We start from the raw sequence: 24,345 nt of genomic DNA, 5'->3' as shown, positions 1-24,345 counted from the left end.
CGCCGCGGGGCCCGGTCGCCGCGCGATCAGCCCTGGAAGCGCGGGAAGGCGCTGCGGCCCGCGTAGACCGCGGCCTCGCCGAGCTCCTCCTCGATGCGGAGCAGCTGGTTGTACTTCGCGACGCGCTCGCTGCGGGCGGGCGCACCGGTCTTGATCTGGCCGCCGTCGACCGCGACCGCGAGGTCGGCGATCGTCGTGTCCTCCGTCTCGCCGGAGCGGTGCGACAGGATCGCGGTGTAGCCGCTGCGCTGCGCCAGCGCGACCGCGTCGAGCGTCTCCGTGAGCGTGCCGATCTGGTTCACCTTGACGAGGATCGAGTTCGCGGCCTTCAGCTGGAGGCCCTTGGCGAGGCGCTCGGGGTTCGTCACGAACAGGTCGTCGCCGACGATCTGGACCTTGTCGCCGATGTCGGCGGTGAGCGTCGCCCAGCCCTCCCAGTCGTCCTCGGCCAGCGGGTCCTCGATGGACACGAGCGGGTAGCTCGCGACGAGGTCCTCGTAGTAGGACGACATGTCCGCACCGGACTTCTTCTGCCCCTCGAACGTGTAGGAGCCGCCCTCGAAGAACTCCGTGGACGCCACGTCGAGCGCGAGCGCGATGTCCTTGCCCGGGGTGAAGCCCGCGGCCTGGATCGCCTCCATCAGGAGGTCGAGCGCCGCGCGGTTGCTCGGGAGGTTCGGCGCGAAGCCGCCCTCGTCGCCGAGACCGGTGGAGAGGCCCTGCTTCGTCATGAGGCCCTTGAGCACGTGGTACGTCTCGGCGCCCCAGCGGAGGGCCTCGCGGAACGACTCCGCGCCGACCGGCAGGATCATGAACTCCTGGATGTCGACGTTCGACTCCGCGTGGGAGCCGCCGTTGATCACGTTCATCATCGGGACCGGCAGCACGTGGGCGTTCGGGCCGCCGATGTAGCGGAAGAGCGGCAGCTCGGCCGAGGCGGCGGCCGCCTTCGCGACGGCGAGGCTGACGCCGAGGATCGCGTTCGCGCCGAGCTCCGACTTGTTCTTCGAGCCGTCGGCGGCGATGAGGGCGGCGTCGACGATGCGCTGGTCGGCGGCGTCGATGCCCTCGACGGCGGGGCCGAGCTCGTCGATGACGGCGGCGACCGCCTTCTCGACGCCCTTGCCGCCGTAGCGCTTCTTGTCGCCGTCCCGGAGCTCGTAGGCTTCGAACGCGCCGGTGGAGGCGCCGGAGGGCACGGCGGCGCGGGCGACCACGCCGTCCTCCAGCAGGACCTCGACCTCGACGGTCGGGTTGCCGCGCGAGTCCAGGATCTCGCGGGCGTCGATGGTGTCGATGGCGGCCATTGAAGGGTCTCCTCTGCTGCGGCGGCCGCACGGCTCCGCGGCCGCCGTCAAGCCTACTGAGGGCGGTGGATCCCATTCCGAACAGCAGTCGAACGCTCGCGGATCCGGAGATCTTCGGCGACACCCCGGCAGGACCGCGTCGCGTGCGGGGTGTCGCGCAGGATCTCCGGATCCGCGAGCATCGGCGCGTGGAGCACCCGATCATGTTCGACGCCGACGACCCGTGGCTCGCGCGCGTCCGCGAGGTCGCGCTCGCCTACCTCGGCGGGAAGGGCTGGCTCGACGCGTCGTGGCGGCACTCCGCGCCGAAGCGCCTCCTGGGCTGACGCCTCGTTGCACGGATCAGGACGGATTCGGCGACACGCCGTTCCGGCCCCACCGATCCGCGGCGTGTCGGCCCATCCGTCCTGATCCGTGAAAGCTCAGGAGAGGTCGCGGAGCTCGCCGACGCCGTCCGCGGTGACCGTCGCGAAGCGGGTGAAGCCGTCCGCCGCGAGCGCGTCGAGCTGCGCGCGGCGGTTCTTCCGGGCGCGCTCGAGGCGGACCCGACCGCCCTCCTCCTGCACCCGCCGCTTCGCGGCGAGGAGCACCGACGCGGGCACGTCCGCGTCGTGGAGCAGGGCGGTCGCAACGGATTCGCCGACGCGGTCGGGCAGGAGGTCGATGATGCGCTCGAAGCCGATCGAGAAGCCCACCGCCGGCACCTCCCGGCCCAGGAAGCGGCCGATCATGCCGTCGTACCGCCCGCCGCCGCCGAGCGACGACGTCGACGAGGGGTGCGCGATCTCGAAGATCGTCCCCGTGTAGTACCCCATGCCGCGCACGAGCGTCGGGTCGAAGACGAGCTCCACCTCCGGCAGCGCGTCCTTCAGCGCGAGGAGATCCGTGTACGCCTCGACGTCGAGCCAGGCGGGCGGGTCGACCGCGAGGTCCCAGCCGGCGGTCGCGAGCTCCCCGAAGGCGCGGTCGAGGCCCGCGGTGTCGACACCCTGCTCGCCCAGCTCGGCGACGACGCCGGCGACGCCGATCTTGTCGAGCTTGTCGATCGTGATGAGCGCTGCGGAGGCCGACTCGACCTCGACGCCCCACGTGAGCAGCAGCCGGTTGAGGATCCGTCGGTCGTTGACCCGCACCGATGCACCCTCGATGCCGAGCGCGTCGAGCGCCGCGGCGGTCGCGCCGATGAGCTCGAGCTCCGCGATCGGGCCCGCCTCCCCCAGGATGTCGATGTCGCACTGGACGAACTGACGGTACCGGCCCTTCTGCGGACGCTCCGCGCGCCAGACCGGGCCGATCTGCACCGCCCGGAAGACCGTCGGCAGCGCCGCCTGGTTCGTCGCGTAGAACCGCGCGAGCGGCACGGTCAGGTCGTACCGGAGCCCGAGGTCCGCGACCGCCGCGACGTCCTCCGCCTGCGCCAGCTGCTCGCGGCCGATCCCACGCCTCAGCACGCTGAACGACAGCTTCTCGTTGTCGCCGCCGAGGCCGGCGTGCAGCCGATCCCAGTCCTCGAGCGCCGGCGCCTCGATCTCGTCGAACCCGTGGCTGCGGTACACCGCGCGGATGACGGCGAGCGCGTGCTCGCGCTTCGCCTTCTCGACGGGGAGGAGGTCGCGCATGCCGCGAGGCGGGTTCACCGGTGCTGCCACGGGAGCGATTCTCCCAGGAGCGGAGAGGAGGACCTCAGCGGATGGCCGCCTCCGGGTGGAAGTCGCGCAGGTAGGAGAGCCCCACGAGGAGCCCCTCCGGGCTCTGGAGGCGCGCGACCCACTGCCCCCACGGCTCCTGGTGCGCGCCGCGGAGGACCTCGTGGCCGCCCTCGACGAGCTCGACCGCGCCCGCCTCCACCGCCTCCGGGCTGACCATCTCGAACTCCACCCACGCCTGCGGCACGGGGCGGTCGGCGGGCCACTCCTCGACCCCGAACGTCGCCGCGGCGGCCTGCGCGAGCGGCCAGAGCCCGAACACGTTCGCGCCGGGCAGCTCGTGGGCGTGGTGGTGGTCGGGCGCCATCTCGTCGAACCGCAGCCCGAGCGCGGACGCCCAGAACGCGAGACCCGCCTCGCCGGAGCGCGTGATCGGCCCGAAGCCCGCGATGAACCGGATGTCCACGCCCGCACCCTAGGGCCGGGAGCCGACGGCGTGTCGGGTCCACCCGCTCCCGATGCCACCCCCGGTTCCCCCTGCAGGATGAGGCTGCGGGCCCTGCGCCGTCGCTACGGTCCTCCCATGGATCCCGCCGGCCTCGTCGTCGAGGGGGTGCGCCGGTCCTTCGGGTCGACGCACGCCGTGCGCGACATGACCTTCTCCGCCGCTCCCGGCCGCGTCACCGGGCTGATCGGCCCGAACGGCTCGGGGAAGACGACGCTGCTGCTCATGCTCGCGACGCTGCTCGCGCCGGACGCCGGGTCGATCCGGATCGGCGGGCTCGACCCGGTGCGGGACCCCGTCGGCGTCCGCTCGATCATCGGCTGGATGCCGGACGTGCTCGGCTCGTGGTCCGCGCTGACGACCCGCGCGACGCTCGAGCTCACCGGCCGCCTCTACGGGCTGCCGAAGCCGCGCGCGGCGGCGCGGGCGGCCGAGCTGATCGAGCTCGTGCACCTCGGGGACCTCGCCGACCAGCCGACGCGGGTGCTGTCCCGCGGCCAGAAGCAGCGGATGAGCCTCGCCCGCGCGCTCGTGCACGACCCGGCCGTGCTGCTCCTCGACGAGCCGGCGAGCGGGCTCGACCCGGAGGCGCGCGTCGACCTCCGCGTCCTCGTCCGCGCGCTCGCCGCCGAGGGGCGCACCGTGCTCGTCTCCAGCCACGTGCTCGCCGAGCTCGAGGAGATGGCCGACGACGCCGTCTACGTGCAGGCGGGCGCGACCGTCGACCCGGACCGGGTGGAGGCGCTGCGCGACGCCCCGCGGCTCTGGCGGGTGCGGGCCGAGGACCCGGGCGCGCTCGACGCCGCGCTCGCGGGCCGCGACGACGTCACCGCGGACCACCTCGGACGCCTCGTGCCCGTCCGCGACGAGGGCGGCGCCGCGGACCTGCTCGCCGCGCTGGTGCGGGACGGCGTGCGGGTGGTCGCGTTCGCGCCCGCTGCGGGCGACATGGAGCGCACGTTCCTCGAGCTGACCCGGGAGTCCCGCGCATGAGATCCGTCCTCGCCGTCGGCACCGTCGTCGACCTGGAGCTGCGGCAGCGCGTCCGCTCCACCGCCTGGTACGTGCTGCTCGGGATCGCGGCGCTGCTGCTGCTCGGCGTCACGTTCCTCCTCATCGCGACCGCGGGCGTCTTCGGCCGCGACGGCGGTCCGCAGGCCGTCGCGGCCGTCGTCTTCTTCGTGCTGCTGCTCGGCACGCTCGTCACGCCCGCGCTCTCCGGCGGCGCGATCAACGGCGACCGCGACGCCGGGACGCTCGCGACGACGCAGGTGACGCTCCTCCGCGGCTGGCAGCTCGTGCTCGGGAAGTTCCTCGCCGCGTGGACCGCGTCCCTCGCCTTCCTCGCCGTCGCCGTGCCGTTCCTCCTGATCGCCGCTGGATTCGGCGGCGCGGACCCCGCCGTGCTGTTCACCGCCCTCGCGGTCACGGTCCTCGAGCTCGGCGTGATCGCCGCGGTCGGCGTCGGGCTGTCCGCGCTCATCGCCCGACCGATCTTCTCGGTCGTCACGACGTACCTCGTCGTCGCGGCGCTCTCGCTCGGCACGCTCGTCGCGTTCGGGCTCGGCGGCCTCGCGTTCCCGGTCCGGGTCACCGCGACGTACGAGAACTACTCGGCCGACGCGGTGAACGACGACGGCGAGGTCGTCCGCGCCGTCTGCGACCCGCCGACCGTGGTGCACTCGAGCGTGCCGAGCTACGACCGGCTCTGGGGCCTGCTCGCGGCGAACCCCTACGTCGTGCTCGCGGACGCGGTGCCGAGCCGCTTCGACGCGACCGGGAACCCGAAGGACGCCTTCGCGGCGATCAAGCTCAGCGAGCGCGGCGTGCAGATCCCGATCGCCCGCTCGACCTACCAGAGCGACTGCAACCCGGGCAGGAACACGCAGGACACGAGCACCCCGCAGTCCGTGGTCGACAGCACGGTGCCGACCTGGACGGTGGGGCTCGTGATCCACCTGGTCCTCGCGCTGCTGATGCTCGCCGCCGCGGTGCGCGCCGTCCGCACCCCGGCCCGCCGCCTCGCCCGGGGCACGCGCATCGCCTGATCCGCGCGCTCACCGGTCGTGGATCGGCTCGATGAGCGCCACCCCGGCGCGGTGCTCGTCGCCGCGCACCCGGGCGTGATGCGACAGGACGGGCTGACTTGCACGCCCGCTTCGTCGGATCCCGCCCGCGTTCCGGATGTTCCCCGCGCACCCGGGCGTGATGCGACAAGACGGGCGTCCGACGGGATCACTCCGGCTCGGAGGCCTCGGCCTCGCGGATGGTCGCCGTGAAGCGGCGGAGGGCGCTCCGGAGGGCGCGCTCCGCGTCGAGGCCCTTCGCCGCCGCGGCGACGACGGTGTCGAGGAGGGCGTCGCCGAGCGCCTCCTCGTCCTCCGGCACCTCGCGGGACGGCCGCACCTCGAGGCCGGCCCGCGCCGCGCGGCCGACGAGCTTCTCGGCCAGCAGCAGCGACGGCATCTGCATCGGGACGCCGTCGAGGACGCTCGTGCGATCGGCCTTCTCGCGGCGCTTCTGCGCCTCCCACACCTCGACGACGGCGTCCGCGTCGGCGGCCTCCGCGTCGCCGAACACGTGCGGGTGCCGGCCGATCATCTTCGCGGCGGTGTCGCGGGCGACGTCCTCGATGTCGAAGCCCTCCCCCGGTGTCGCGGCCGCGAGGTCGGCGTGGAAGAGCACCTGGTAGAGCACGTCGCCGAGCTCCTCGCGCATCGCGGTCGCGTCGCGCGTCTCGATGGCCTCCACGAGCTCCGCGGTCTCCTCGATGAGGTATCGGACGAGGGACTCGTGGGTCTGCTCCGCGTCCCACGGGCAGCCGCCCGGGGCGCGGAGCCGCGCCATCACGGCGACGAGGCGATCGAGCTCGGTCACGCGGCGGCGCCCTCGGCCTCCGGCTGCGCCGCGTGCTCGGCGCGGAACGCGGGCATGACGAGGGCGGCGACCAGCAGGAGCGCGCCGGCGACCACGACGCCCAGGAAGACCGCGCCGGACGCCGAGCCCACCGCCGCCGGCGACGTCCGGCCCGCGAGCACGGCGTTCGCGATCGCGCCGAACACGGCGACGCCGACCGCGGACCCGACCGATCGGAGGAACGTGTTCGACCCCGTCACGACGCCGCGGTCCGCGAAGCCGACGCTCGACTGCCCGGCGATCAGGGTCGGCGTCGCGACGGTGCCGAGGCCGAGCCCGACGACGAGGCACGCGGCGCCGGTCGCCCAGATCGACGCGAGCGGCGTGACGAGCAGGATCCCGACCGCGCCGACCAGCGCGACCGAGGAGCCGATCAGCGCCGTCGGACGGAAGCCGAGCCGGAGGTAGAACCGGCCCGCGTTCGACGCGGCGATCGGCCAGCCGAGCGTGAGCAGCGCGAGGGCGAGCCCGGACTCGAGCGGCGACGCGCCGCCGACCGCCTCGAGGAAGTTGGGGATGTAGGAGGTGAGCCCGAGCAGGAAGGCCCCGACCGCGGCGCTGATCAGCCCGGTCGTGAGCAGCAGCCGGCGTGAGAACACCCAGAGCGGCAGCACCGGCTCGGGGGCGCGGCGCTCGACGAGCACGAACGCGACGAGGAGCACGACCGCGACCGCCGGGAGCCCGAGGCCCGGCAGCGAGAGCCAGGGCCACGCCTGGCCGCCCTGCAGCAGGCCGAGCAGCAGCGCGGTGAGACCGGCGGTCAGGAGGATCGCGCCCGGCACGTCGACCCGGTGGCGCGACCGGTTCGGCGTCTCCTCGTACCGCCGCACGAGCACGGCGGCGGCGATGCAGAGCGGGACGTTGACGAAGAAGATCCAGCGCCAGGACACGAACTGCGAGAACACGCCGCCGAGCGTCGGGCCGACGACGGACGAGATCGCCCACACGCTGGCGAGGTAGCCCTGCGCCTTCGCCCGCTCGGCGAGCGTGTAGATGTCGCCCGCGACGGTGATGGCGGTCGGCATGATCGCGCCGGCGCCGAGGCCCTGCACCGCGCGGAACAGGATGAGCATGAGCATCGACGGCGCGAAGCCGCAGAGGATCGAGCCGAGCAGGAACATCCCGATGCCGTAGAGCAGGAGCGGCTTGCGGCCGATCGAGTCGACGAGCTTCGCGTAGATCGGCACGGACACCGCCTGCGCGAGCAGGTAGACCGAGAACAGCCACGGGAAGCTCGCGAAGCCGCCGAGGTCCTTCACGATCGACGGCACCGCGGTGGCGAGGATCGTCGCGTCGATCGCGATCAGCCCCGTCGAGAGCATCAGGGCGAGGAGGATCGGCCCGCGCTCGGACCGGAGGCCGACGTCGCGCCGGGAGATCGCTGGTTCTGCAGTCATCGCGGGCTCCAAGGTCGCATCGGGCTCCGACATTCCCGGGCCTGGGGAACCGTGCAGGTCCCCCGCAGCCGGGCCGTGGTCAGCGGGCGCCCGGCAGCCGCGCGGCGAGCAGGGCGACGCGGTAGGCGCCGCCCTTCGTCTCCTGCTCCTCGAGCCGCTCGAAGCCGAGCCGGGCGTGGAACGCGAGCGACTCCGGGTTCGCGGGCCGCACGTTGACCTCGCAGGCGACCTCCGAGCGGCCGAACTCGCGGGCCCGCGCGAACGCCGCGTCGTAGAGCGCCCGGCCGACGCCGGTGCCGCGGTGCCCGTCGGCGACCACGATCCGGTCGACGTAGACGAAGGAGTCGCTCCGCGCCTGGAACCAGCGGTAGTTCTCGCTGCCGTAGTCGACACCGGGGTCCATGGCGATCAGGAAGCCCGCGGGCTCCCCCGGCTCGGTCTCGGCGACGACCGCGAGGCTCGCGAGCGCGACGAGCTCGCCGAGCTCCTTCCGGTCGAGCGGGGTCACCGCCGGCACGGCGGCGTTGTCCATCGCCAGCACGGCGGGGACATCGGCGGACTCGAGCGGGCGCACGACGACGGTCACGGTGCCCCAGGGTATTGCGGGCCTCCTCGGCGAGGATCGTGAGCATGAACCGGCGCGCGCTCCTCGTCGTGCCCGCGGCGGCGGTCGTGCTGCTCGCGGGGTGCGGCGGTCAGCCCGCGGCGCCGCGGACGTCGGCCGCGCCCGCGTCCTCGACCACGCCGACGGTCACCCCGCTCGTCACGCCGACCGAGCTGCCCGGGGAGGTCGTGCGGTCGGTCCTGAGCGGCGGCTCGGTCGAGGAGCCGTCCGCGCCGATGCCGCGCTCCGGCCAGCTCGCGGTCGACGTCGCGTGCTGGGGCGCCGACGGCAGCACGATGTCGTGGCGCCTCGTCGCCGGCGACGGTTCGGCGCTCGGGCTGTCCGGCACCGCGGACTGCTCGGGACCGCCGACGACCTCCTGGCTCGGCGTCACCGCGACCGAGCGCCCGGCGCGGGTGCGGGTCGACCTGCGGGCGGCCTCCGGCGCCGTGTCCGGCTGGGCGATCGTCCGCCGCGGGACGCCCTGAGCCGCACGGGTCCGCCGCGCGCGGAATGGAAGGATTGACGCGTGCCGTACCGCGTCGACCGCCTCCCGCTCGCCGTCCCCGCGATGGAGGAGCTCGCGGCGACCCGGGTCCGGGAGGGGAAGGCGCCCGCGACCGCGTGGGCGGTCTTCGGGCCGGAGGGCGTCGTCGCCGCCGGCGCGGAGAGCGACCCGGCCGTGGGCCCGGTGCCGGACGCGGGGACCGCGTTCCGCGTCGCCTCCTGCACGAAGAGCTTCACCGCCGCGACGCTGCTGACCTTCGTCGCCGAGGGCGCCCTGTCCCTCGAGACGCCGCTCACGGACGTGCTGGACGCGTCGGTGCTCGGCGCCTCCCGCGCACCGACGCTCGGGGAGCTCGCGGCGATGGCCGGCGGCATCCCCATCGACGACCCCTGGGCGGACCGCCAGGAGTCGATGACCACCGCGGACTTCGACGCGCTCGTCGCGGACGGCGTCCGCCTCGTGTCCGAACCGGGCACCCGCTACGAGTACTCGAGCTTCGCCTACGCGATCCTCGGCCGGGTGCTCGAGCGGATCGGCGGGCGGCCGTACCCGCGGCTCGTGCACGAGCGGATCATCGACCCGCTCGGGCTCGCCGGACTCGGCTACGACCGCGGGGTCGACGCGACGATCGCCCCCGGGTACGCGCGGGTGGAGGGCCGGTGGGTGGAGCAGCCCTGGGCCGAGCCGGGCGCGTTCTCCGCCCTCGGCGGGATCATCGCGACGCCGACCGCGCTCGCGACCTGGGCCGGCTGGCTCGCGGCGGCCTGGCGCGACGACGGGGACGCCGTGCTCGCGGCCGACCTGCGGCGCGCGATGCAGGAGCCGCGCACCCCGGTCCCCGGGCCGGCGCCCACGCACTACGGGCTCGGGCTCGTCGTCGAGGAGCACGAGCGGCACGGCCGCGTCATCAGCCACTCCGGCGGCTACCCCGGCTACGGCGCGCACATGCGCTGGCATCCGGCGAGCGGCATCGGCGTCGTCGTGCTGGAGAACGCCCGCTACAGCGGCGCGACGCTGCCCGCGACGCGGGCGCTGCAGGTGCTGCTCGACGGGGCGCTGGACCCGGAGGCGGAACCGGTGCTCTGGCCGGAGACGGCCGCCGCGCGGGACGTCGTCGAGGGGCTGCTGCGAAGCTGGGACGACGGCGCGGTCGCCGCGATCGCCGCCGACAACGTGGAGCTCGACGAGACCTCCGCCCTCCGCCGCGCGCACGCCGAGCGCCTCCGGGACCGGGTCGCCCTCGCGTCCGACGCGCCCGTCCTGCCGCTGAGCGACGCGGGCGCGCGCAGTGACTCCCCGGCGCACCTGGCGTGGACCGTCCGCGGCGCCCGGGGCGCGATCCGCTGCGAGATCCGGATGACGCCCGTGCGGGAGCCGAAGCTGCAGACGCTCGCGCTGCAGCTCGGCTGACCCGGCCGCACGGCGACGCCGCGGCCGGCGGAGGCGCTTCGGGCGCGTCGCCGTGCCCTAGGCTCGACGGCGGGTTGCCGGGAAGTCTGGTCGGCGCACGTTCAGCGTGCCCGCCGACGACAGGATCCCGACCATGGTCCAGACCCTCCCCGCCGCCACCGGCCTCCGCTCCACCGCCGCCGCACTCGGCCGCAACTTCCTCGGGGACTCCCCCCGCTGGTACAAGCTCACGATCGTCGCGTTCCTCGTGGCGAACCCGTTCGTGCTGCTCCTCGCCGGCCCCTTCGTGGCGGGGTGGCTCCTCGTGCTCGAGTTCATCGTCACGCTCGCGATGGCGCTCCGGTGCTACCCGCTGCAGCCCGGCGGCCTGCTCGCGATCGAGGGGCTCGCACTCGGGATGACGACTCCCGGCTCCGTCTACGACGAGACGCGGGCGAACCTCTCCGTGCTCCTGCTGCTCGTCTTCATGGTCGCGGGCATCTACTTCCTGCGCGACCTGCTGATGGTGGCGTTCACGAAGCTCGTGGTGCGGGTGCGTTCGAAGCTGCTGCTCTCGCTGACCTTCACCGGGGCCGCGGCCGTGCTCTCCGCGTTCCTCGACGCGCTGACCGTCGCCGCCGTCGTGATCGCCGTCGCGACGGGCTTCTACACGCTCTACCACCGCTTCGCGTCTGGCCTCCGGCGCGACGAGGACCACGACCACGAGGACGACGACGGGGTCCAGGACCCGTTCCGCGCCGACCTCGACGGCTTCCGCGCCTTCCTCCGCAGCCTGCTGATGCACGCGATGGTCGGGACGGCGCTGGGCGGCCTCGCGACGCTCGTGGGCGAGCCGCAGAACCTCCTGATCGGCGAGACGGTCGGCTGGGGGTTCGGCGAGTTCCTGGTGCGCATGGCCCCCGTCTCCATCCCGGTCCTGCTCGCGGGCCTCCTCATGACGGCGCTGCTCGAGCGGACCGGGCGGTTCGGCTACGGCGCGGAGCTCCCGGCGTCGGTACGGCGGGTGCTCGAGGAGGAGGACGAGCGGAGCACCCGGCACCGCACCTCGCGGACCCGGGCGAAGCTCGCCGTGCAGATCGTCACGGCGCTGCTGCTGGTCGCCGGTCTCGCCCTGCACGTCGCGGAGGTCGGCCTCATCGGTCTCGGCGTCATCGTGCTCGCGACCGCGTTCACCGGCGTGACCGGTGAGCACGCGCTCGGCCACGCGTTCAAGGAGGCGCTGCCGTTCACGGCGCTGCTCGTCACGTTCTTCGCCATCGTCGCGGTGATCCACGACCAGCACCTGTTCACGCCCGTCATCGGCGCGGTGCTCGCGCTCGACGGCGGCCAGCAGGTCGCCGCACTGTTCGCCGCGTCCGGGGTGCTGTCCGCGATCAGCGACAACGTGTTCGTCGCCACCGTCTACATCGGCGAGGTGGCGAAGGCGTTCGACGCGGGATCCATCAGCCGCCTGCAGTTCGAGCACCTCGCGATCGCCGTCAACGCGGGCACGAACGTGCCGAGCGTGGCCACCCCGAACGGGCAGGCGGCGTTCCTGTTCCTGCTCACGTCCGGCATCGCGCCGCTCGTCCGCCTCGGCTACGTCCGGATGCTCTGGATGGCGCTCCCGTACGCGGTGGTCATGACCGTCGTGGGATTCCTCGCCGCCACCCTGCTGCTGTGACGCGCGCCCGGTCTCAGGCGCCGGCGCGGAACAGGTCGCCGACGTCGAGGCCGGGCTCGGCGAAGGCGAGCACCTCGTCGCCGGCCTCGAGCCGGGTGCCGCCTCGGAGCGGCACCGATGCGCCGCCCCGGCGGATGAGGCTGACCCAGCCGTGCTCCCCGAGCGAGAGGTCGGCGACGGTCGCGCCCTCGGCGGCGGAGCCCGGGCGCACGACGAACCGCTGCAGGTCCGCCGGCTCCTCGCTGAAGCGGAGGCCGGCGGCGTAGGGCTGCTGCTCGACGTCCCGCATCGGCACCCGCGACAGCGCGGCCACCCAGGGCACGAGACCGCCCTGCACGACCACCGAGACGATGACGACCACGAAGATGATCGCCGCGATGCGCTCCGCCCCCGGCACGTCCGCGTCGCGGATGAGGATGCCGAGGAGGATCGGGACGGCGCCCTTCAGCCCGGCGAAGAGCACGAACGCGCGCTCGCCCCGGGCGAGGCGGATGGGCAGCAGCAGGGGCCCGACGAGCAGCGGCCGGATCACCACGATGAGCAGCGCAGCGAGCACCAGGCCGGGCAGGAGGACGTCCGGCCGGAGGACGTCGTCGAGCGACACCGAGAGGCCCAGCACGGTGAAGGCGATGATCTCCGCCAGGCTCGCGAGACCGCTCGAGAACCGGCGCACCTCCACCTCGTACGGTGCCCGGTTGTCGCCCACGAGGATGCCGGCGAGGAACACGGCCAGGAAGCCGGAGCCGTGCAGCAGGGTCGCGGCGCCGTAGATCAGCGCGGCGAACGCGATCGTCCGCAGCGGGTACAGCGCCTCGTTCGGCAGCCGGACCCGGCGCTGCAGCCAGCCGAGCAGCAGCCCGCCCACCGCACCGACCGCGATGCCGACGCCCATCTGCAGCAGGAACTCGCCGACGCCGCCGACGACGGCGCCGACTCCCGTCCCCGCGGCGAGGAGCACGCCGAGCAGCGCGATCCCGACCGGGTCGTTGAAGCCGGACTCGCCCTCGAGGAGCGTGCCGCTGCGCCCCTCGACCTCCTTGCGGCCGAGGACCGCGAAGACGACCGCCGGATCGGTCGGCGACAGCGCCGCGCCGAGCAGCAGCGCGGCCTGCCAGTCGAGCCCGAGGAGGAGGTGTGCGATCAGGGCGACGGCCGCCGCCGTGAGCGCGGTGCCGAGCGCGCCGACGAAGGTGATCGGGCCGGCCGTGGCGCGGAACCGGCGCCACCCGATGTGCATGCCGCCGTCGAAGAGGATGAGGATCAGGCAGACGGTGACGATGCGCTCGTCCACGACGAGCGAGATGCGCTCGAGGTCCGGGACGACGTTCGACACGACCGCGGCGACGACGAGGAAGAGCGCGGGCGCGGGGACGCGGATGCGACTGCCGAGCGCGTTCACCGCGATGGCGGCGACGAGGGCGAGCGCCGCGAGGAGCACGACGACCGCGAACACCTCGGTCTCGCCCACCGAGGAAGTCTACGGACCCGTCCTCCGTCGCCGCCCCTGGCGGGCGCCCGCCCGGATGTCTACGGTGTGCACATGCTCACGACGACGGGTGCGTTCGGCGGGATGTCGGTGCGGGACGTGCCGGAGGCGGTGCGCTTCTGGCGCGACGTCGTCGGCCTCGAGGTGGAGGACGGCGACATCGCCCGCCTGCTCCTGCCGGGCGGCGGCCACGTTATCCTCTACCCGAAGGCGGACCACGAGCCGGCGTCGTTCACCGTCCTGAACCTCGTGGTGCCGGACGTCGCGGTCGCCATCCGCGAGCTCGGGGCCACGGGACTCGAGCCGGAGCGCTATCCGGGCATGCCGCAGGACGAGGACGGTGCCATGCGCGGGCACGGCCCGGACATCGCGTGGTTCCGGGACCCCTCCGGCAACATCTTCTCGGTGCTCACGGACTGACGGGGCTCAGCCCGCGTCCTGCAGGCGCGCGGGGAAGGACCGGCGCAGCACAAGCACGAGGACCGCTGCGATCGCGAAGGCGGCGGCCGCCAGCACGACGACCGCGGGCACGCCCGCGACCGCGAACACGAGCCCGCCGGCCGCGGCGCCCAGCCCGATGCCCACGTTCGAAGCCGCGTTGTTCACGGCCGCGGAGACGTCGGGGCTCGCGGACCGCGCGCGGAGGCAGGCGGCCGTGCAGAAGACGGGGATCGCGCCGAAACCGACCACCCAGGCGCTGACGGCGGCGACCGTGCCGGCGGTCGAGCCGCCCAGCGCGAGCAGCGCGACGACGCAGACCGCGGCGAGCACGAGCGCGCCGACGAAGCCGGCCCGCGGTCGGCGGTCGATCACCAGGCCGGCCAGCCACAGGCCGACGACACCGGTCGCGCCGAAGAGGAAGAGGGCGGCGCCGATCGCCCCTTCCGGCACCGCCGCGCGGAGCAGCACGGCGGACACGTACGTGTAGAGCGCGTAGTGACCGAAGAACGCGACCGCGTTCACGACCGCCGCGCCGCCCAAGCGGCTCCGCGGGGCGCGCGTCGCGGCGGCCGCGGCGTCCTCCGCTCCCGCGGGCGGCAGCGCGCCCGCGGTCACGAGACCGGCCAGGACGCCGCCGATCGCGAGCGCCGCGAACGCCGCCCGCCAGTCGAGCGCGGCGCCGATCGACGTCACCAGCGGGACGCCGAGCACGTAGCCGATCGAGGCCCCGGAAGCGGCGATCGCGAGCGCCCTCCCCTGCACCCGCCGCGGGACGAGGGAGGACGCATAGGCGGAGGACAGCGAGAAGAACAGGGCGTGCGCGACGCCGCCGACGGCGCGCCCGACGCAGAGCACCGCGAACGTCGGCGCCACCGCGATCACGAGGTTGCCGACGCTGTAGAGGGCGATCGTCGCGAGCAGGAGCGGCTTCCGCGGCAGCCGCGTCGTGAGCCGGGTGAGCGGCACCGCGAGCACGGCGACGAGCGCGGCGTAGACGGTGACGAGCAGGCCGGTGACGGCCTCCGGCACCGAGAACGCGCGGCTCAGCTGCGGCAGGAGGCCGACGGGGACGATCTCCGTCGTCACGGCGACGAAGGTCGCCAGCACCAGGGCGCCCAGCCCGAGGGCCGCTCCGAAGCCGATCCGTTCGTCCTCCGGGCGCACCACCCGCCCATCCTCCCGGGTGCGGGGGCGCTCCTCCCGCGCTCGCACCCGCAGATCAGCGGGTGCGGGTGAAGACGTGGTGCACGACGCCGGAGGGGGACGCGGTCGTCTCGATCGCGAAGCGCTCCTCGAGCCCCTCCTGACCGTCCCAGATCCGCACGCCGCGGCCGAGCACGATCGGCGCGACGACGAGGTGGAGGTGGTCGACGAGGTCGGCGTCGAGGAACTCCCGCACCGTCGACGGGCCGCCGCCGAGCCGCACGTCGAGGCCGCCGGCGAGCTCGGTGGCCTCCGCGAGCGCCTCCTCGGGCGAGGTGTCGCGGAAGAGGAACGTCGTCTCCCCGACCTGCAGGTCGGACCGGGGGTGGTGGGTGAGCACGATGACCGGCGTCCGGAACGGCGGCTCGTCGCCCCACCAGCCCCGCCACGCCTCGTCCGGCCACGGCCGGTCGAGCGGCGCGAACTTGTTCCGCCCCATGATCTCGGCACCGATGCCGTTCCACGACTGCGCGGCGAAGGCGTCGTCCACGCCCGTCGTCCCGCCGTCCCGGCCGATCGCGGCGCCGAAGGTGCGGGTCGGGAAGAACCAGGTCATGAGCCTCCCGCCGGCGTGGCCGAAGGGCGACTCGAGCGACTGCCCCTCCCCCGTGCCGAAGCCGTCGAGGGACACCGCGATGTCGTGCGCGCGCAGCCGGACCATGCGGCGACGCTAGCGCGCGGGCCCGACGCCCGGATCGTCGCCGAGCGGCTGCACGAGCTCCGTCCGCCACGCCTCCTGCGGCACGTCGCCGGCGGTGAGGTAGACCTCCCGGCTCGGCGACCGCAGGGTCTCGCCGCGCTCCGCCGCGGCGTCCATCAGCGCCTGCCAGGACCGGTCGATCGACGCCATCGCCCCCGCGTGGACGGTGACCGCCGCGCGGTCGACGGCCGGGAGGACGTGCACCTGCAGCCCGTCGACGGCCGACGTCGCATCCGGCACCACGAACCCGGCCGTGACGTGGACGACCGACCCGTCGAACGCGTACTCCGCGACGCCGGGCCCGGCGCGACGCCCGCGGCGACGAGCCGCTCGAGGACCTCCGGGAACATCGGGCCGACGACCGGGGCGATGTGCTCGGAGCCGACGCCCGGTGCGTCCCTGCTGATCGTGGCGACCCGCTGCGCGGGCACGCTCCGGATCTCGACGTCGATCCCGGTCATGTCGTCCTCCTCGCCGCCCGGATCCCCGCGATCCTCGCGCATCGGCGGAGGGCGCGCCAGGGGTCCGGGCGGTGGCGAGGAGGCCCGCCCCTGCGCGGCTGTCCCGCCCGCACCGGCGGGCGGGACAGCCGCTGAGCGGCGGGTCAGGCGGCGGGCTGCTGGACCTTGCCCCAGATCGCGCCGAGGAGCTGCTGCACCCACTCGATGAGTGCGGTGTCGGCGAGCGGCTCGCCCGCGGTCTGCGGCCAGGGCACGTTCACCGCGCCCTGGACGATCCTCGCGCCCGGGTACATCCGCTGCAGCCGCACCTGCATCGAGTCCGGCAGGTCCGCCGGCGCGATGCGGAGGAACTTCGGCAGCGCGACGACGTCGGAGAGGCCGGCGTGCTGCGCGACGCGGCGGAGCTTCGAGATCCGGACGAGGTTCTCGACCTCCTCGGGCGCCTTCCCGTAGCGGTCGACGAGCTCCTCGAGCACGAGGTCGATGCGACCCTCCGCGGAGGCCGGGCCGGCCGCGGCGGACAGCTTCTGGTACGCCTCGAGGCGCAGCCGCTCGCTGTCGATGTAGTGCTCGGGGATCCGGGCGTCGACCGGCAGCTCGAGCCGCAGCTCGGTCTGGCCGTCCGCGACCTCGCCGCGGAAGTCGCTCACGGCCTCGCCGATCATCCGCAGGTACAGGTCGAACCCGACGCCCGCGATGTGGCCGGACTGCTCGCCGCCCAGGAGGTTGCCCGCGCCGCGGATCTCGAGATCCTTCAGCGCGACCTGCATGCCGGAGCCGAGCTCGTTGTTCGCCGCGATCGTCTCCAGGCGGTCGACCGCGACCTCGCCGAGCGGCTTCTCCGCGTCGTAGAGGAAGTAGGCGTACGCCCGCTCCCGGCCGCGTCCGACGCGGCCGCGCAGCTGGTGCAGCTGGCTGAGGCCGTACTTGTCGGCCCGGTCGACGATGAGCGTGTTCGCGTTCGCGATGTCGAGGCCGGTCTCGATGATCGTCGTCGACACGAGCACGTCGTACTTCCGCTCCCAGAAGTCGACCATCACCTGCTCGAGCTGGTGCTCGCCCATCTGCCCGTGCGCGACGGCGACGCGCGCCTCCGGCACCAGCTCCGCGATCTCCGCGGCGACGCGCTGGATCGAGGAGACGCGGTTGTGGACGTAGAAGACCTGGCCCTCGCGGAGGAGCTCGCGCCGGATCGCGGCGGTGATCTGCCCGGCCGAGCGCGCGCCGACGTAGGTGAGGATCGGGTGCCGGTCCTCCGGCGGCGTGGCCAGGGTCGACATCTCGCGGATGCCGGTCACGGCCATCTCGAGGGTGCGCGGGATCGGCGTCGCGCTCATCGCGAGCACGTCGACGTTCGTCTTCAGCTTCTTCAGCTGGTCCTTGTGCTCGACGCCGAACCGCTGCTCCTCGTCGATGATGACCAGACCGACGTCCTTGAACTGGACCGACTTCGCGAGGATCGCGTGGGTGCCGATGACCATGTCGACCGTGCCGTCGGCGAGGCCCTTGAGCGTCTCCTTCGCCTCCTTGTCCGTCTGGAACCGGGACAGCGGGCGCACGTTCACCGGGAACCCGGCGAACCGCTCGTTGAAGGTCTCGAGGTGCTGGCGGACGAGCAGGGTCGTCGGCACGAGCATCGCGACCTGCTTGCCGTCCTGGATCGCCTTGAACGCGGCGCGGACCGCGATCTCCGTCTTGCCGAAGCCGACGTCGCCCGAGATCAGCCGGTCCATCGGGATCGGCTTCTCCATGTCCGCCTTGACCGCGTCGATCGTCTCGAGCTGGTCCGGCGTCTCCGCGAACGGGAACGCCTCCTCCAGCTCGTGCTGCCACGGGCTGTCCGGGCCGAAGGCGTGCCCGCGGGACGCCATGCGCGCCGAGTAGAGCTTCACGAGCTCGACGGCGATGTCGCGGACCGCCTTGCGCGCGCGGCCCTTCGCCGCGGCCCAGTCGGACCCGCCCATCTTCGACAGCTGCGGCGCCTCGCCGCCCACGTAGCGGGTGAGGAGGTCGAGCTGGTCGGTCGGCACGTAGAGCTTGTCGCCCGGGTAGCCGCGCTTCGAAGGCGCGTACTCGAGCAGCAGGAACTCGCGGACGACCTTCTCGGGCGCCTTGTCGCCGATCCGCTTCGGGCCGGTCTTCTGCACGGGCGCGACCTCGCGGCGGACGAGCTCGACGAACTTCCCGATGCCGTGCGTCTGATGCACGACGTGGTCGCCGGCCTTCAGCTGCAGCGGGTCGACGACGTTCTTGCGGCGGGAGGCGAGCTTCCGCGGGGCGCGGCTGTCCACGGAAGCGGCCCGGCCGTAGAACTCGCGCTCGCTGATCACGGCGAGCGAGATCTCGGGCTGCTCGAACCCGGTCTCGAGGTCGCCGATCAGGACGTAGGCGAGACCCGGCTCGAGCTCCTCCGGCAGCTGCTCGACGATGCGCGCCGCGGCGCCGCGCTCGGCGAGTACGTCGTTCGCGCGCTCCACGAGCCCCTTGCCGGCGGCGGTGATCACCGCGGACCAGCCGTGGCGGAGCCGGGAGGCGATGTGGTCGAGCAGCTCGGCGGGCCGACCCGGGGTGACGGGCGTCACGCCGCCCTTGACCCGGAGGTACTCGGCCGAGTCGGCGAGCAGCGCCGCCGCCTTCGCCGGGTCGAGCTCGGCGACCGACTCCGCGCCGTCCGGCTGCGACTCGAAGGAGCTGATCGTCCACCAGGTGCCGTCCGGCACCGACTCGCGGAGCCGGTTCACGGTGAGGAAGTCGCCGGACTCGAGGTCGATCGGCGCCTGCGCCCCGGCCGTCGCGGCGCTCCACGCGGCGTGGAGGAACTCCTTGTTCGTGTCGGCGAGGCTCACCGCGCGGCTGGCGACGCGCTCCGGCGAGAGCACGCACACGGCGGCGCCGGCCGGCAGGTACTCGGTGACGGGCACGAGGCCGTCGGCGAGGACGGGCGCGAGCGACTCCATGCCCTCGACCGGGATGCCCTCCGCGACCTTCGCGAGCATCTGCGCGAGGTTCGGGAACTCGTGCCTCAGCTCGCGGGCGCGCTGCTGCACCGACTCGGTGAGCAGCAGCTCGCGAGCGGGCACGAGCTCGACGCGCTCGACGGGCAGGTCGAGCGTGCGCTGGTCGGCGACGGAGAACCCGCGGAGGCCGTCGACCTCGTCGCCGAAGAAGTCGACGCGGACCGGGTGCTCGCCGATCGGCGAGAAGACGTCGAGGATGCCGCCGCGGACCGCGAACTCCCCGCGGCGTGTCACGAGGTCGACCCGGCTGTACGCGAGGGCGACGAGCCGGTCGACGATGCGGTTCAGGTCGTGGCCGCGCTGCCCGAGCCGCAGCTCGATCGGCTCGACGTCGGCGAGGCCGGCGACGATCGGCTGCAGCGCCGCGCGGACGGGAGCGACGACGACGAGCGGTGCGTCGCCCGGCTTCCAGAGCCGCATCCGACGGATCGCGTGGAGGCGGCGGCCGACCGTCTCGACGCCGGGGCTCAGCCGCTCGTGCGGCAGCGTCTCCCAGGCCGGGAGGTCGAGCAGCTCGGCGTCGGGCAGCAGGCACTCGAAGGCGCTGCGGAGGGCGTCGGCCTCCCGCTCCGTCGCCGCGACGACGAGCAGCGCGTCGGCGTCCCCGCGCTCACGACGCCGCTGCAGCAGCGCGGCGATCAGCGGCGCGTGCAGACCCGGCGTCGCCGAGAAGTCGGCGGGTCGGGAGGCGGCGACCAGCGCGTCGCTCATCGAGTCCGCGTGGCTGAGCAGACGGGGCAGACCGGCGAGACTCACTCATCCAATTCTAGAGGCGGCGCCGACAGCGGCGGCGCGGGTGCGCGCGGGCGCGGGCGCGGGGCCTCCCGCTGCTGATCGGGCGGTGCGCAGCACCCGATCAGCAGCGGGGAGCCCCGGGAGGCGGAGACGACGGCCTCCGGAGGGCCTCGCGGATCCGACGAGCGGAAGACACGCCGGGCGCGCCGGGGGAATCGTGCGACACGCGTGTCGGGTCCCTGCCCCTCGTTGTGGGGGTGCCTAGCGTCCTCGCACGTCGGGACCTCGAGCGCCCGGCGGACGGGGAAAGGGGCTCGAGCTGCGCGGGGACGGGGACACGACGGGGGGCGGCGGGCAGCCGGACCCCGGTCGACGCACCTCCTGGCAGGCTCCGCGCGAGCTGCGCGGCCCGCGACTCCCCCAGGACCCGCGCGCAGCGCGGCCGACGCAGGACCCGCGGACGCCGCGACCCGCGCAGGAGCCGACGGACCGCGCCCCGCGGCCGGCCGCGCCCGAGCAGGACCCGCGTCGGGCGATGCCGCGCCCGCGCCCCACGGGCACCGCCGCGACCGGCCAGTTCCCCGTCGCCCGCACCCGGGAGACCTCCGCCGGCCCGACCGGCACGGCCCGCATCCCCGTCGTCCGGCAGCCCGCCGGCCCCGCCGCACCGCGCCCGGGCGTGCGGCAGCCGGACGGGCCGCGCCAGGGCGGCCAGCCCCCGGTCCGCTCGCGCTTGCGCACCCCGCCGGCCGCGCCGCCGCAGGAGCTCCGGCCCGCGCCCGCTCGCGCGGTGCCGCAGGCCGCCCCGGTCCGCCCCTTCTCGCAGCTCACGCCCGTCGCCGTGCCGGTGCCGCCCGCCCCCGTCGAGTTCGCGCCGCCCGTCGCGCCGCGTCGTCGGCGCCGCCGTCCGATCCGCGGCCTGCTCGCGGCGACGGCGGTGTTCGCGCTCGGGGTGCTGTGGGGCCTGCCCGCGTTCGCGAGCGAGGCGCTCGATGCGCCGCCCGTCGCCGGCGTCAGCAGCGACGGCGTGCAGCAGTACGCGGTCGGCGACGTCGAGGGCGGCGGCGCCTCCGCCGACGCGGTCTCCGGCTCGCTCCCCGTCGCGGCGGCGCCGGCGTGGATGAAGCCCGTGAACGGCCACCTCGGCGACCCGTTCGGTCCGCGTCCCGAGCAGCCCGTCCCCGGTGTCGCGCTCTTCCACCGCGGGCAGGACGTCGTCGCCCCGTGCGGCGCGCCGATCCGCGCCGCCGCGGCGGGCACCGTCACGACGGCGACCTACTGGGGCACGTACGGCAACTGGATCCTGATCGACCACGGCGACGGCGTCGCGGTCGGCTACGCGCACGAGTCGCAGATCCTCGTCCACCCCGGCCAGCGGGTCGCGGTCGGCCAGGTCATCGGGCTCGTCGGGCAGACCGGCGCGGCGACCGGCTGCCACCTGCACCTCGAGGTGCATCTGAACGGCGTCGCGGTGAACCCCGTGCCGTTCTTCGCGGCGAAGCACATCTCGCTCGGCTGACGCCGGGCGGCCGGCGTCGTCAGAGGCAGGGTGTCAACCGCGCCCGATGAACGGCATCCCGGTCGCGGCGACGGTGAGCCACTGCACCGTCGCGGACGGCGGCAGCGACGCCATGTAGACGAGGGCGGCGCCGACGTCCTCCGCCGAGAAGGTCGGCTCCGGCCGCCGCTCGAAGTCGGCCTGCAGGACGCCGCCGGCCATGCCCGCGGTCATCTCGGTCGCCGCGTTGCCGATGTCGATCTGCCCGCAGGTGATGCCGAACCGCCGCCCGTCGAGGGAGGTCGACCGCGTCATGCCGGTGACCGCGTGCTTCGTCGCCGTGTACGCGATCGACAGCGGCCGCGGCACCTGGGCGGAGATGGAGCCGTTGTTGACGATCCGCCCGCCCTGCGGGTCCTGCCCGCGCATGATCCGGAAGGCGGCACGGGTGCAGAGGAACGTGCCGGTCACGTTGAGGTCGACGACCTGCCGCCACTCGTCGACGTCCACCTCGTCGATCTCCACGGTGCTCCCGCCGCGGCCGGCGTTGTTGAAGAGGAGGTCGAGCCGGCCGAAGCGCCGGGCGACGGCGTCGAACGCGGCGTCGACCTGGTCCGGGTCGGTGACGTCGACCGGGAAGGCGTGGACGCCGTCGACCTCCGCCGCCACCGCCTCGAGCGGCTCACGTCGGCGCCCCAGCACGGCCACGGTCCAGCCCGCGCCGGCGAGCGCCTTCGCGCAGGCGGCGCCGATGCCCGAACCGCCGCCGGTCACGATCGCGATGCGCTCCGCCATGGGCTCGGATCCACCCGGTCAGCGCGCGGCGCGGGGCGCGTTCCAGCGCTGCTGCGCCGCATCGAGGCCGAGGTCCGCGAGGTCGATCACCGCGTCCGCGGCATCGCCGACGAGGAGCGGCAGCTCCGTGCGCTCCGTCGGCGTGAAGTCCTTCAGCACGAAGTCCGCCGCGGGCTGGCGCCCGGGCGGGCGCCCGATGCCGACACGGACGCGCGGGAACTCCGGCGTGCCGAGCACCGCCGCGATGTCGCGGACGCCGTTGTGGCCGCCGTGGCCGCCGCCGGTCTTCAAACGCAGGTCGCCGAACGGGATGTCGAGCTCGTCGTGCACGACGATCACCCGCTCGGCGGGCAGGGAGTAGAACTTCGCGAGCGCGCCGACCGGGCGGCCCGACTCGTTCATGTAGGTCTGCGGCGCGGCGAGCACGAAGCGCGTGCCGCCGGGCCGGTCCCGCCCCTCCGCGACGCCCGCCCCGGTCTTGTGCCGGGTGAAGCGGGCGCCGAAGCGGGAGGCGAGCTCGTCGACCACCATGCGGCCGACGTTGTGCCGGTTGCCCGCGTACTGCGGGCCCGGGTTGCCGAGCCCGACGACGAGCCAGGCGTCGTCAGGCATCGGCTCCCCGCAGGTCGATCGGAGTGACCGGGATCAGGACTCGGCGTCGGCGTCGGTGCCCTCCTCGGGCACGACGTCGCCCTCGGGCGCCTCGGCCTCGAGCGACTCCTCGGCCGGCGCGAGCGCGACGCCCACGACGAGCGCCTCCGGGTCGCCGGCGAGCTCCGCGCCCTCGGGCAGCGTCACGTCCGCGGCGGTGATCTGGGTGCCGTCCTGCGCGCCCTCGACGTCGACGACGAGGCGCTCCGGGATCGCGGTGGCGCTGACCTTGAGCAGCAGCGTCTGGGAGTCGAGCGTCGCGACCGTGCCGGGGAAGACGTCGCCCTCGAGCACGACGGGCACCTCGACCTCGACCTTCTCGCCCGCGCGGACGATGATCAGGTCGAGGTGCTCGATGATCTGGCGCACCGGGTCCTTCTGCACGTCCTTCACCAGCGCCATCAGCGGGCCGCCCTCGAGCGTCAGGTCGAGCACCGCGTTCGCGCGACGGATGATGAGCGCGGTCTCGTGCGCGGGCAGCGAGATGTGCACCGGGTCGGTGCCGTGCCCGTACACGACGGCCGGGATGCGGCCGGCCGCGCGGAGCTTGCGGGCTGCGCCCTTGCCGAAGTTGGTGCGTGCCTCGGCGGTGATCTTGTCGGCCATGCTGGTCCCTCCACACGGGGCCGCAGCGCGACCCGCTCGAATACGGTCGGCGGTGTCGCAGTGGCCCGGGTCACCGGGCGACCTGCGTCGATCACGGCCGCAGCAGTGCTGCGACCCTCGCCGAAGTCCAGCCGGAGACTATACCGGACCGCGAGGCCCCGTCCTGCCTGATCACCGGCCGGATGACCCGCGGTTGCGCCCCGGTTGGACGTGCGGTGCGGCGGCGAGGGACCATCGAGGCATGACCGACGTGCGTCCCGCGACCGAAGCCCTCCGGGCGCAGCCGGAGCCGTTCCGTTGGGACGGCGTCGACGAGCTCGTCTACAAGGAGCACGACACCACGTTCCGCGGCGTGACGCGGCGGGTGCTGTTCGGCGCGGGCGACGGGCAGGCCGTCGAGGTGCGGTACTTCGAGGTCGCACCCGGGGGCTGGACCACGCTCGAGCACCACGAGCACACGCATCAGGTGGTCGTGCTCCGCGGTTCGGGGGCGGCGCTCGTGCAGGATCGCGTCGTCCCGCTGCAGCAGCACGACCTCGTGTTCGTGCCCGCGTGGGCGTGGCACCAGTTCCGCGCGACCGGCGACGAGCCGCTCGGGTTCCAGTGCATCGTGCCGCTCGACCGCGACCGCCCGATGCTGCCGGACGAGGCGGAGTACGCGGCGCTCACAGCCGCCCCGGAGGTCGCGGCGTTCGTCCGCCGCTAGAGCCGCGGCCCGCCCGCCCGCAGGAGGCGCGGGCTTGCCACTTCTCGGCACCGACACGCCGGGCCGAGGCCCGCGAAGTGGCAAGCCCGC

Annotated in this window: 23 protein-coding genes; 9 read left to right on the top strand and 14 right to left on the bottom strand. The window is 74.3% G+C overall.

Going from position 1 to position 24,345, the window contains the following annotated elements:
• Nucleotides 1-26 precede the first annotated feature (26 nt).
• Nucleotides 27-1,307 carry a phosphopyruvate hydratase gene (gene eno, locus CLV52_RS06540; protein WP_133765436.1) on the bottom strand — a complete coding sequence of 427 codons (1,281 nt, stop codon included), beginning with the start codon at nt 1,305-1,307 and terminating at the stop codon, nt 27-29.
• A gap of 188 nt (nt 1,308-1,495) precedes the next feature.
• Here eno and CLV52_RS18320 point away from each other — a divergent pair, with 188 nt between their 5' ends.
• Nucleotides 1,496-1,633 carry a hypothetical protein gene (locus CLV52_RS18320; protein WP_162850732.1) on the top strand — a complete coding sequence of 46 codons (138 nt, stop codon included), beginning with the start codon at nt 1,496-1,498 and terminating at the stop codon, nt 1,631-1,633.
• A 96-nt stretch (nt 1,634-1,729) separates the two neighbouring features.
• Here the strand turns inward: CLV52_RS18320 and hisS are convergent, their stop codons facing one another.
• Together hisS and CLV52_RS06530 are read right to left on the bottom strand one after the other, a co-directional pair.
• Nucleotides 1,730-2,956: a histidine--tRNA ligase gene (hisS, locus tag CLV52_RS06535; protein WP_133765435.1), complete on the bottom strand. Its 1,227-nt coding sequence runs from the start codon at nt 2,954-2,956 to the stop codon at nt 1,730-1,732.
• Between the two features lie 34 nt (nt 2,957-2,990).
• Nucleotides 2,991-3,419, bottom strand: a complete 429-nt coding sequence (locus CLV52_RS06530; RefSeq protein WP_133765434.1) for a VOC family protein — start codon at nt 3,417-3,419, stop codon at nt 2,991-2,993.
• A gap of 117 nt (nt 3,420-3,536) precedes the next feature.
• On the opposite strand from CLV52_RS06530, the gene CLV52_RS06525 reads away from it, so the two are divergent.
• Both CLV52_RS06525 and CLV52_RS06520 read left to right on the top strand, forming a co-directional pair.
• Nucleotides 3,537-4,451 (top strand): ABC transporter ATP-binding protein, encoded by a 915-nt coding sequence (locus CLV52_RS06525; RefSeq protein WP_133765433.1) that lies wholly within the window; start codon nt 3,537-3,539, stop codon nt 4,449-4,451.
• Nucleotides 4,448-5,506 (top strand): ABC transporter permease, encoded by a 1,059-nt coding sequence (locus CLV52_RS06520; protein WP_133765432.1) that lies wholly within the window; start codon nt 4,448-4,450, stop codon nt 5,504-5,506. Before CLV52_RS06525 ends, CLV52_RS06520 begins: the two co-directional genes overlap by 4 nt.
• A 187-nt stretch (nt 5,507-5,693) precedes the next feature.
• Here CLV52_RS06520 and CLV52_RS06515 read toward each other — a convergent pair whose 3' ends face one another.
• From CLV52_RS06515 to CLV52_RS06505, 3 genes are all read right to left on the bottom strand, one after another.
• The gene (locus CLV52_RS06515) at nt 5,694-6,335 is read right to left on the bottom strand and encodes a nucleoside triphosphate pyrophosphohydrolase (RefSeq protein ID WP_246017986.1); all 642 of its coding nucleotides are present in this window, start codon (nt 6,333-6,335) and stop codon (nt 5,694-5,696) included.
• Nucleotides 6,332-7,771 (bottom strand): MDR family MFS transporter, encoded by a 1,440-nt coding sequence (locus CLV52_RS06510; RefSeq protein ID WP_211342618.1) that lies wholly within the window; start codon nt 7,769-7,771, stop codon nt 6,332-6,334. The genes CLV52_RS06515 and CLV52_RS06510 overlap by 4 nt, the downstream gene beginning before the upstream one ends.
• 79 nt (nt 7,772-7,850) lie before the next feature.
• Nucleotides 7,851-8,357 carry a GNAT family N-acetyltransferase gene (locus CLV52_RS06505; RefSeq protein WP_246017985.1) on the bottom strand — a complete coding sequence of 169 codons (507 nt, stop codon included), beginning with the start codon at nt 8,355-8,357 and terminating at the stop codon, nt 7,851-7,853.
• A gap of 44 nt (nt 8,358-8,401) precedes the next feature.
• Here CLV52_RS06505 and CLV52_RS06500 point away from each other — a divergent pair, with 44 nt between their 5' ends.
• The 3 genes from CLV52_RS06500 (at nt 8,402) to nhaB (ending at nt 11,956) form a co-directional block, all read left to right on the top strand.
• Nucleotides 8,402-8,863, top strand: coding sequence for a hypothetical protein (locus tag CLV52_RS06500; RefSeq protein ID WP_133765430.1), 462 nt, complete (start codon nt 8,402-8,404; stop codon nt 8,861-8,863).
• A gap of 41 nt (nt 8,864-8,904) precedes the next feature.
• Nucleotides 8,905-10,293 (top strand): serine hydrolase domain-containing protein, encoded by a 1,389-nt coding sequence (locus CLV52_RS06495; RefSeq protein WP_133765429.1) that lies wholly within the window; start codon nt 8,905-8,907, stop codon nt 10,291-10,293.
• A 133-nt stretch (nt 10,294-10,426) separates the two neighbouring features.
• Complete coding sequence (nhaB, locus tag CLV52_RS06490; protein ID WP_133765428.1) at nt 10,427-11,956, top strand: sodium/proton antiporter NhaB; 1,530 nt, start codon at nt 10,427-10,429, stop codon at nt 11,954-11,956.
• Nucleotides 11,957-11,969: 13 nt separating this feature from the next.
• Here the strand turns inward: nhaB and CLV52_RS06485 are convergent, their stop codons facing one another.
• On the bottom strand, nt 11,970-13,424 hold the full coding sequence (locus CLV52_RS06485; RefSeq protein ID WP_133765427.1) for a cation:proton antiporter domain-containing protein: 1,455 nt from the start codon (nt 13,422-13,424) through the stop codon (nt 11,970-11,972).
• A gap of 72 nt (nt 13,425-13,496) precedes the next feature.
• On the opposite strand from CLV52_RS06485, the gene CLV52_RS06480 reads away from it, so the two are divergent.
• Nucleotides 13,497-13,862 (top strand): VOC family protein, encoded by a 366-nt coding sequence (locus CLV52_RS06480; protein ID WP_133765426.1) that lies wholly within the window; start codon nt 13,497-13,499, stop codon nt 13,860-13,862.
• 6 nt (nt 13,863-13,868) lie between these two features.
• Here CLV52_RS06480 and CLV52_RS06475 read toward each other — a convergent pair whose 3' ends face one another.
• The 4 genes from CLV52_RS06475 to mfd all read right to left on the bottom strand — a co-directional run bounded on the left by CLV52_RS06475 (nt 13,869) and on the right by mfd (nt 20,020).
• Nucleotides 13,869-15,050 carry an MFS transporter gene (locus CLV52_RS06475; protein ID WP_133765425.1) on the bottom strand — a complete coding sequence of 394 codons (1,182 nt, stop codon included), beginning with the start codon at nt 15,048-15,050 and terminating at the stop codon, nt 13,869-13,871.
• A 52-nt stretch (nt 15,051-15,102) separates the two neighbouring features.
• A complete protein-coding gene (locus CLV52_RS06470) occupies nt 15,103-15,747 on the bottom strand; it encodes a dihydrofolate reductase family protein (RefSeq protein WP_133765424.1) in 645 nt (214 codons plus the stop codon).
• A 9-nt stretch (nt 15,748-15,756) separates the two neighbouring features.
• The gene (locus CLV52_RS06465) at nt 15,757-16,026 is read right to left on the bottom strand and encodes a GyrI-like domain-containing protein (RefSeq protein WP_133765423.1); all 270 of its coding nucleotides are present in this window, start codon (nt 16,024-16,026) and stop codon (nt 15,757-15,759) included.
• 364 nt (nt 16,027-16,390) lie between these two features.
• Nucleotides 16,391-20,020 (bottom strand): transcription-repair coupling factor, encoded by a 3,630-nt coding sequence (gene mfd / locus CLV52_RS06460; protein WP_425455666.1) that lies wholly within the window; start codon nt 20,018-20,020, stop codon nt 16,391-16,393.
• A gap of 514 nt (nt 20,021-20,534) precedes the next feature.
• Here mfd and CLV52_RS06455 point away from each other — a divergent pair.
• Nucleotides 20,535-21,518: a M23 family metallopeptidase gene (locus CLV52_RS06455; RefSeq protein WP_133765422.1), complete on the top strand. Its 984-nt coding sequence runs from the start codon at nt 20,535-20,537 to the stop codon at nt 21,516-21,518.
• Between the two features lie 33 nt (nt 21,519-21,551).
• Here CLV52_RS06455 and CLV52_RS06450 read toward each other — a convergent pair whose 3' ends face one another.
• The 3 genes from CLV52_RS06450 to CLV52_RS06440 are packed head-to-tail and all read right to left on the bottom strand — an operon-like array spanning nt 21,552 to nt 23,549.
• Nucleotides 21,552-22,292 (bottom strand): SDR family oxidoreductase, encoded by a 741-nt coding sequence (locus tag CLV52_RS06450; protein ID WP_133765421.1) that lies wholly within the window; start codon nt 22,290-22,292, stop codon nt 21,552-21,554.
• 18 nt (nt 22,293-22,310) lie between these two features.
• Nucleotides 22,311-22,904, bottom strand: coding sequence for an aminoacyl-tRNA hydrolase (gene pth / locus CLV52_RS06445; RefSeq protein ID WP_133765420.1), 594 nt, complete (start codon nt 22,902-22,904; stop codon nt 22,311-22,313).
• A 33-nt stretch (nt 22,905-22,937) separates the two neighbouring features.
• Nucleotides 22,938-23,549: a 50S ribosomal protein L25/general stress protein Ctc gene (locus CLV52_RS06440; RefSeq protein ID WP_133765419.1), complete on the bottom strand. Its 612-nt coding sequence runs from the start codon at nt 23,547-23,549 to the stop codon at nt 22,938-22,940.
• Between the two features lie 241 nt (nt 23,550-23,790).
• On the opposite strand from CLV52_RS06440, the gene CLV52_RS06435 reads away from it, so the two are divergent.
• Nucleotides 23,791-24,255 (top strand): cupin domain-containing protein, encoded by a 465-nt coding sequence (locus CLV52_RS06435; protein WP_133765418.1) that lies wholly within the window; start codon nt 23,791-23,793, stop codon nt 24,253-24,255.
• Nucleotides 24,256-24,345: the final 90 nt, after the last annotated feature.

It is taken from the genome of Amnibacterium kyonggiense (genome assembly GCF_004364555.1).
Lineage (GTDB): Bacteria > Actinomycetota > Actinomycetes > Actinomycetales > Microbacteriaceae > Amnibacterium > Amnibacterium kyonggiense.
This window is presented reverse-complemented; position numbering and strand designations above follow the sequence as displayed.

Excerpts from the sequence above, each read along its gene's own strand:
- CLV52_RS06455 (WP_133765422.1), top strand. The coding sequence starts at position 20,535 with ATGCCGCGCCCGCGCCCCACGGGCACCGCCGCGACCGGCCAGTTCCCC.
- CLV52_RS06450 (WP_133765421.1), bottom strand. The coding sequence starts at position 22,292 with ATGGCGGAGCGCATCGCGATCGTGACCGGCGGCGGTTCGGGCATCGGC.
- CLV52_RS06510 (WP_211342618.1), bottom strand. The coding sequence starts at position 7,771 with ATGACTGCAGAACCAGCGATCTCCCGGCGCGACGTCGGCCTCCGGTCC.
- eno (WP_133765436.1), bottom strand. The coding sequence starts at position 1,307 with ATGGCCGCCATCGACACCATCGACGCCCGCGAGATCCTGGACTCGCGC.
- CLV52_RS06525 (WP_133765433.1), top strand. The coding sequence starts at position 3,537 with ATGGATCCCGCCGGCCTCGTCGTCGAGGGGGTGCGCCGGTCCTTCGGG.
- CLV52_RS06480 (WP_133765426.1), top strand. The coding sequence starts at position 13,497 with ATGCTCACGACGACGGGTGCGTTCGGCGGGATGTCGGTGCGGGACGTG.
- pth (WP_133765420.1), bottom strand. The coding sequence starts at position 22,904 with ATGCCTGACGACGCCTGGCTCGTCGTCGGGCTCGGCAACCCGGGCCCG.
- CLV52_RS06470 (WP_133765424.1), bottom strand. The coding sequence starts at position 15,747 with ATGGTCCGGCTGCGCGCGCACGACATCGCGGTGTCCCTCGACGGCTTC.
- CLV52_RS06500 (WP_133765430.1), top strand. The coding sequence starts at position 8,402 with ATGAACCGGCGCGCGCTCCTCGTCGTGCCCGCGGCGGCGGTCGTGCTG.
- CLV52_RS06435 (WP_133765418.1), top strand. The coding sequence starts at position 23,791 with ATGACCGACGTGCGTCCCGCGACCGAAGCCCTCCGGGCGCAGCCGGAG.
- CLV52_RS06520 (WP_133765432.1), top strand. The coding sequence starts at position 4,448 with ATGAGATCCGTCCTCGCCGTCGGCACCGTCGTCGACCTGGAGCTGCGG.
- CLV52_RS06440 (WP_133765419.1), bottom strand. The coding sequence starts at position 23,549 with ATGGCCGACAAGATCACCGCCGAGGCACGCACCAACTTCGGCAAGGGC.
- nhaB (WP_133765428.1), top strand. The coding sequence starts at position 10,427 with ATGGTCCAGACCCTCCCCGCCGCCACCGGCCTCCGCTCCACCGCCGCC.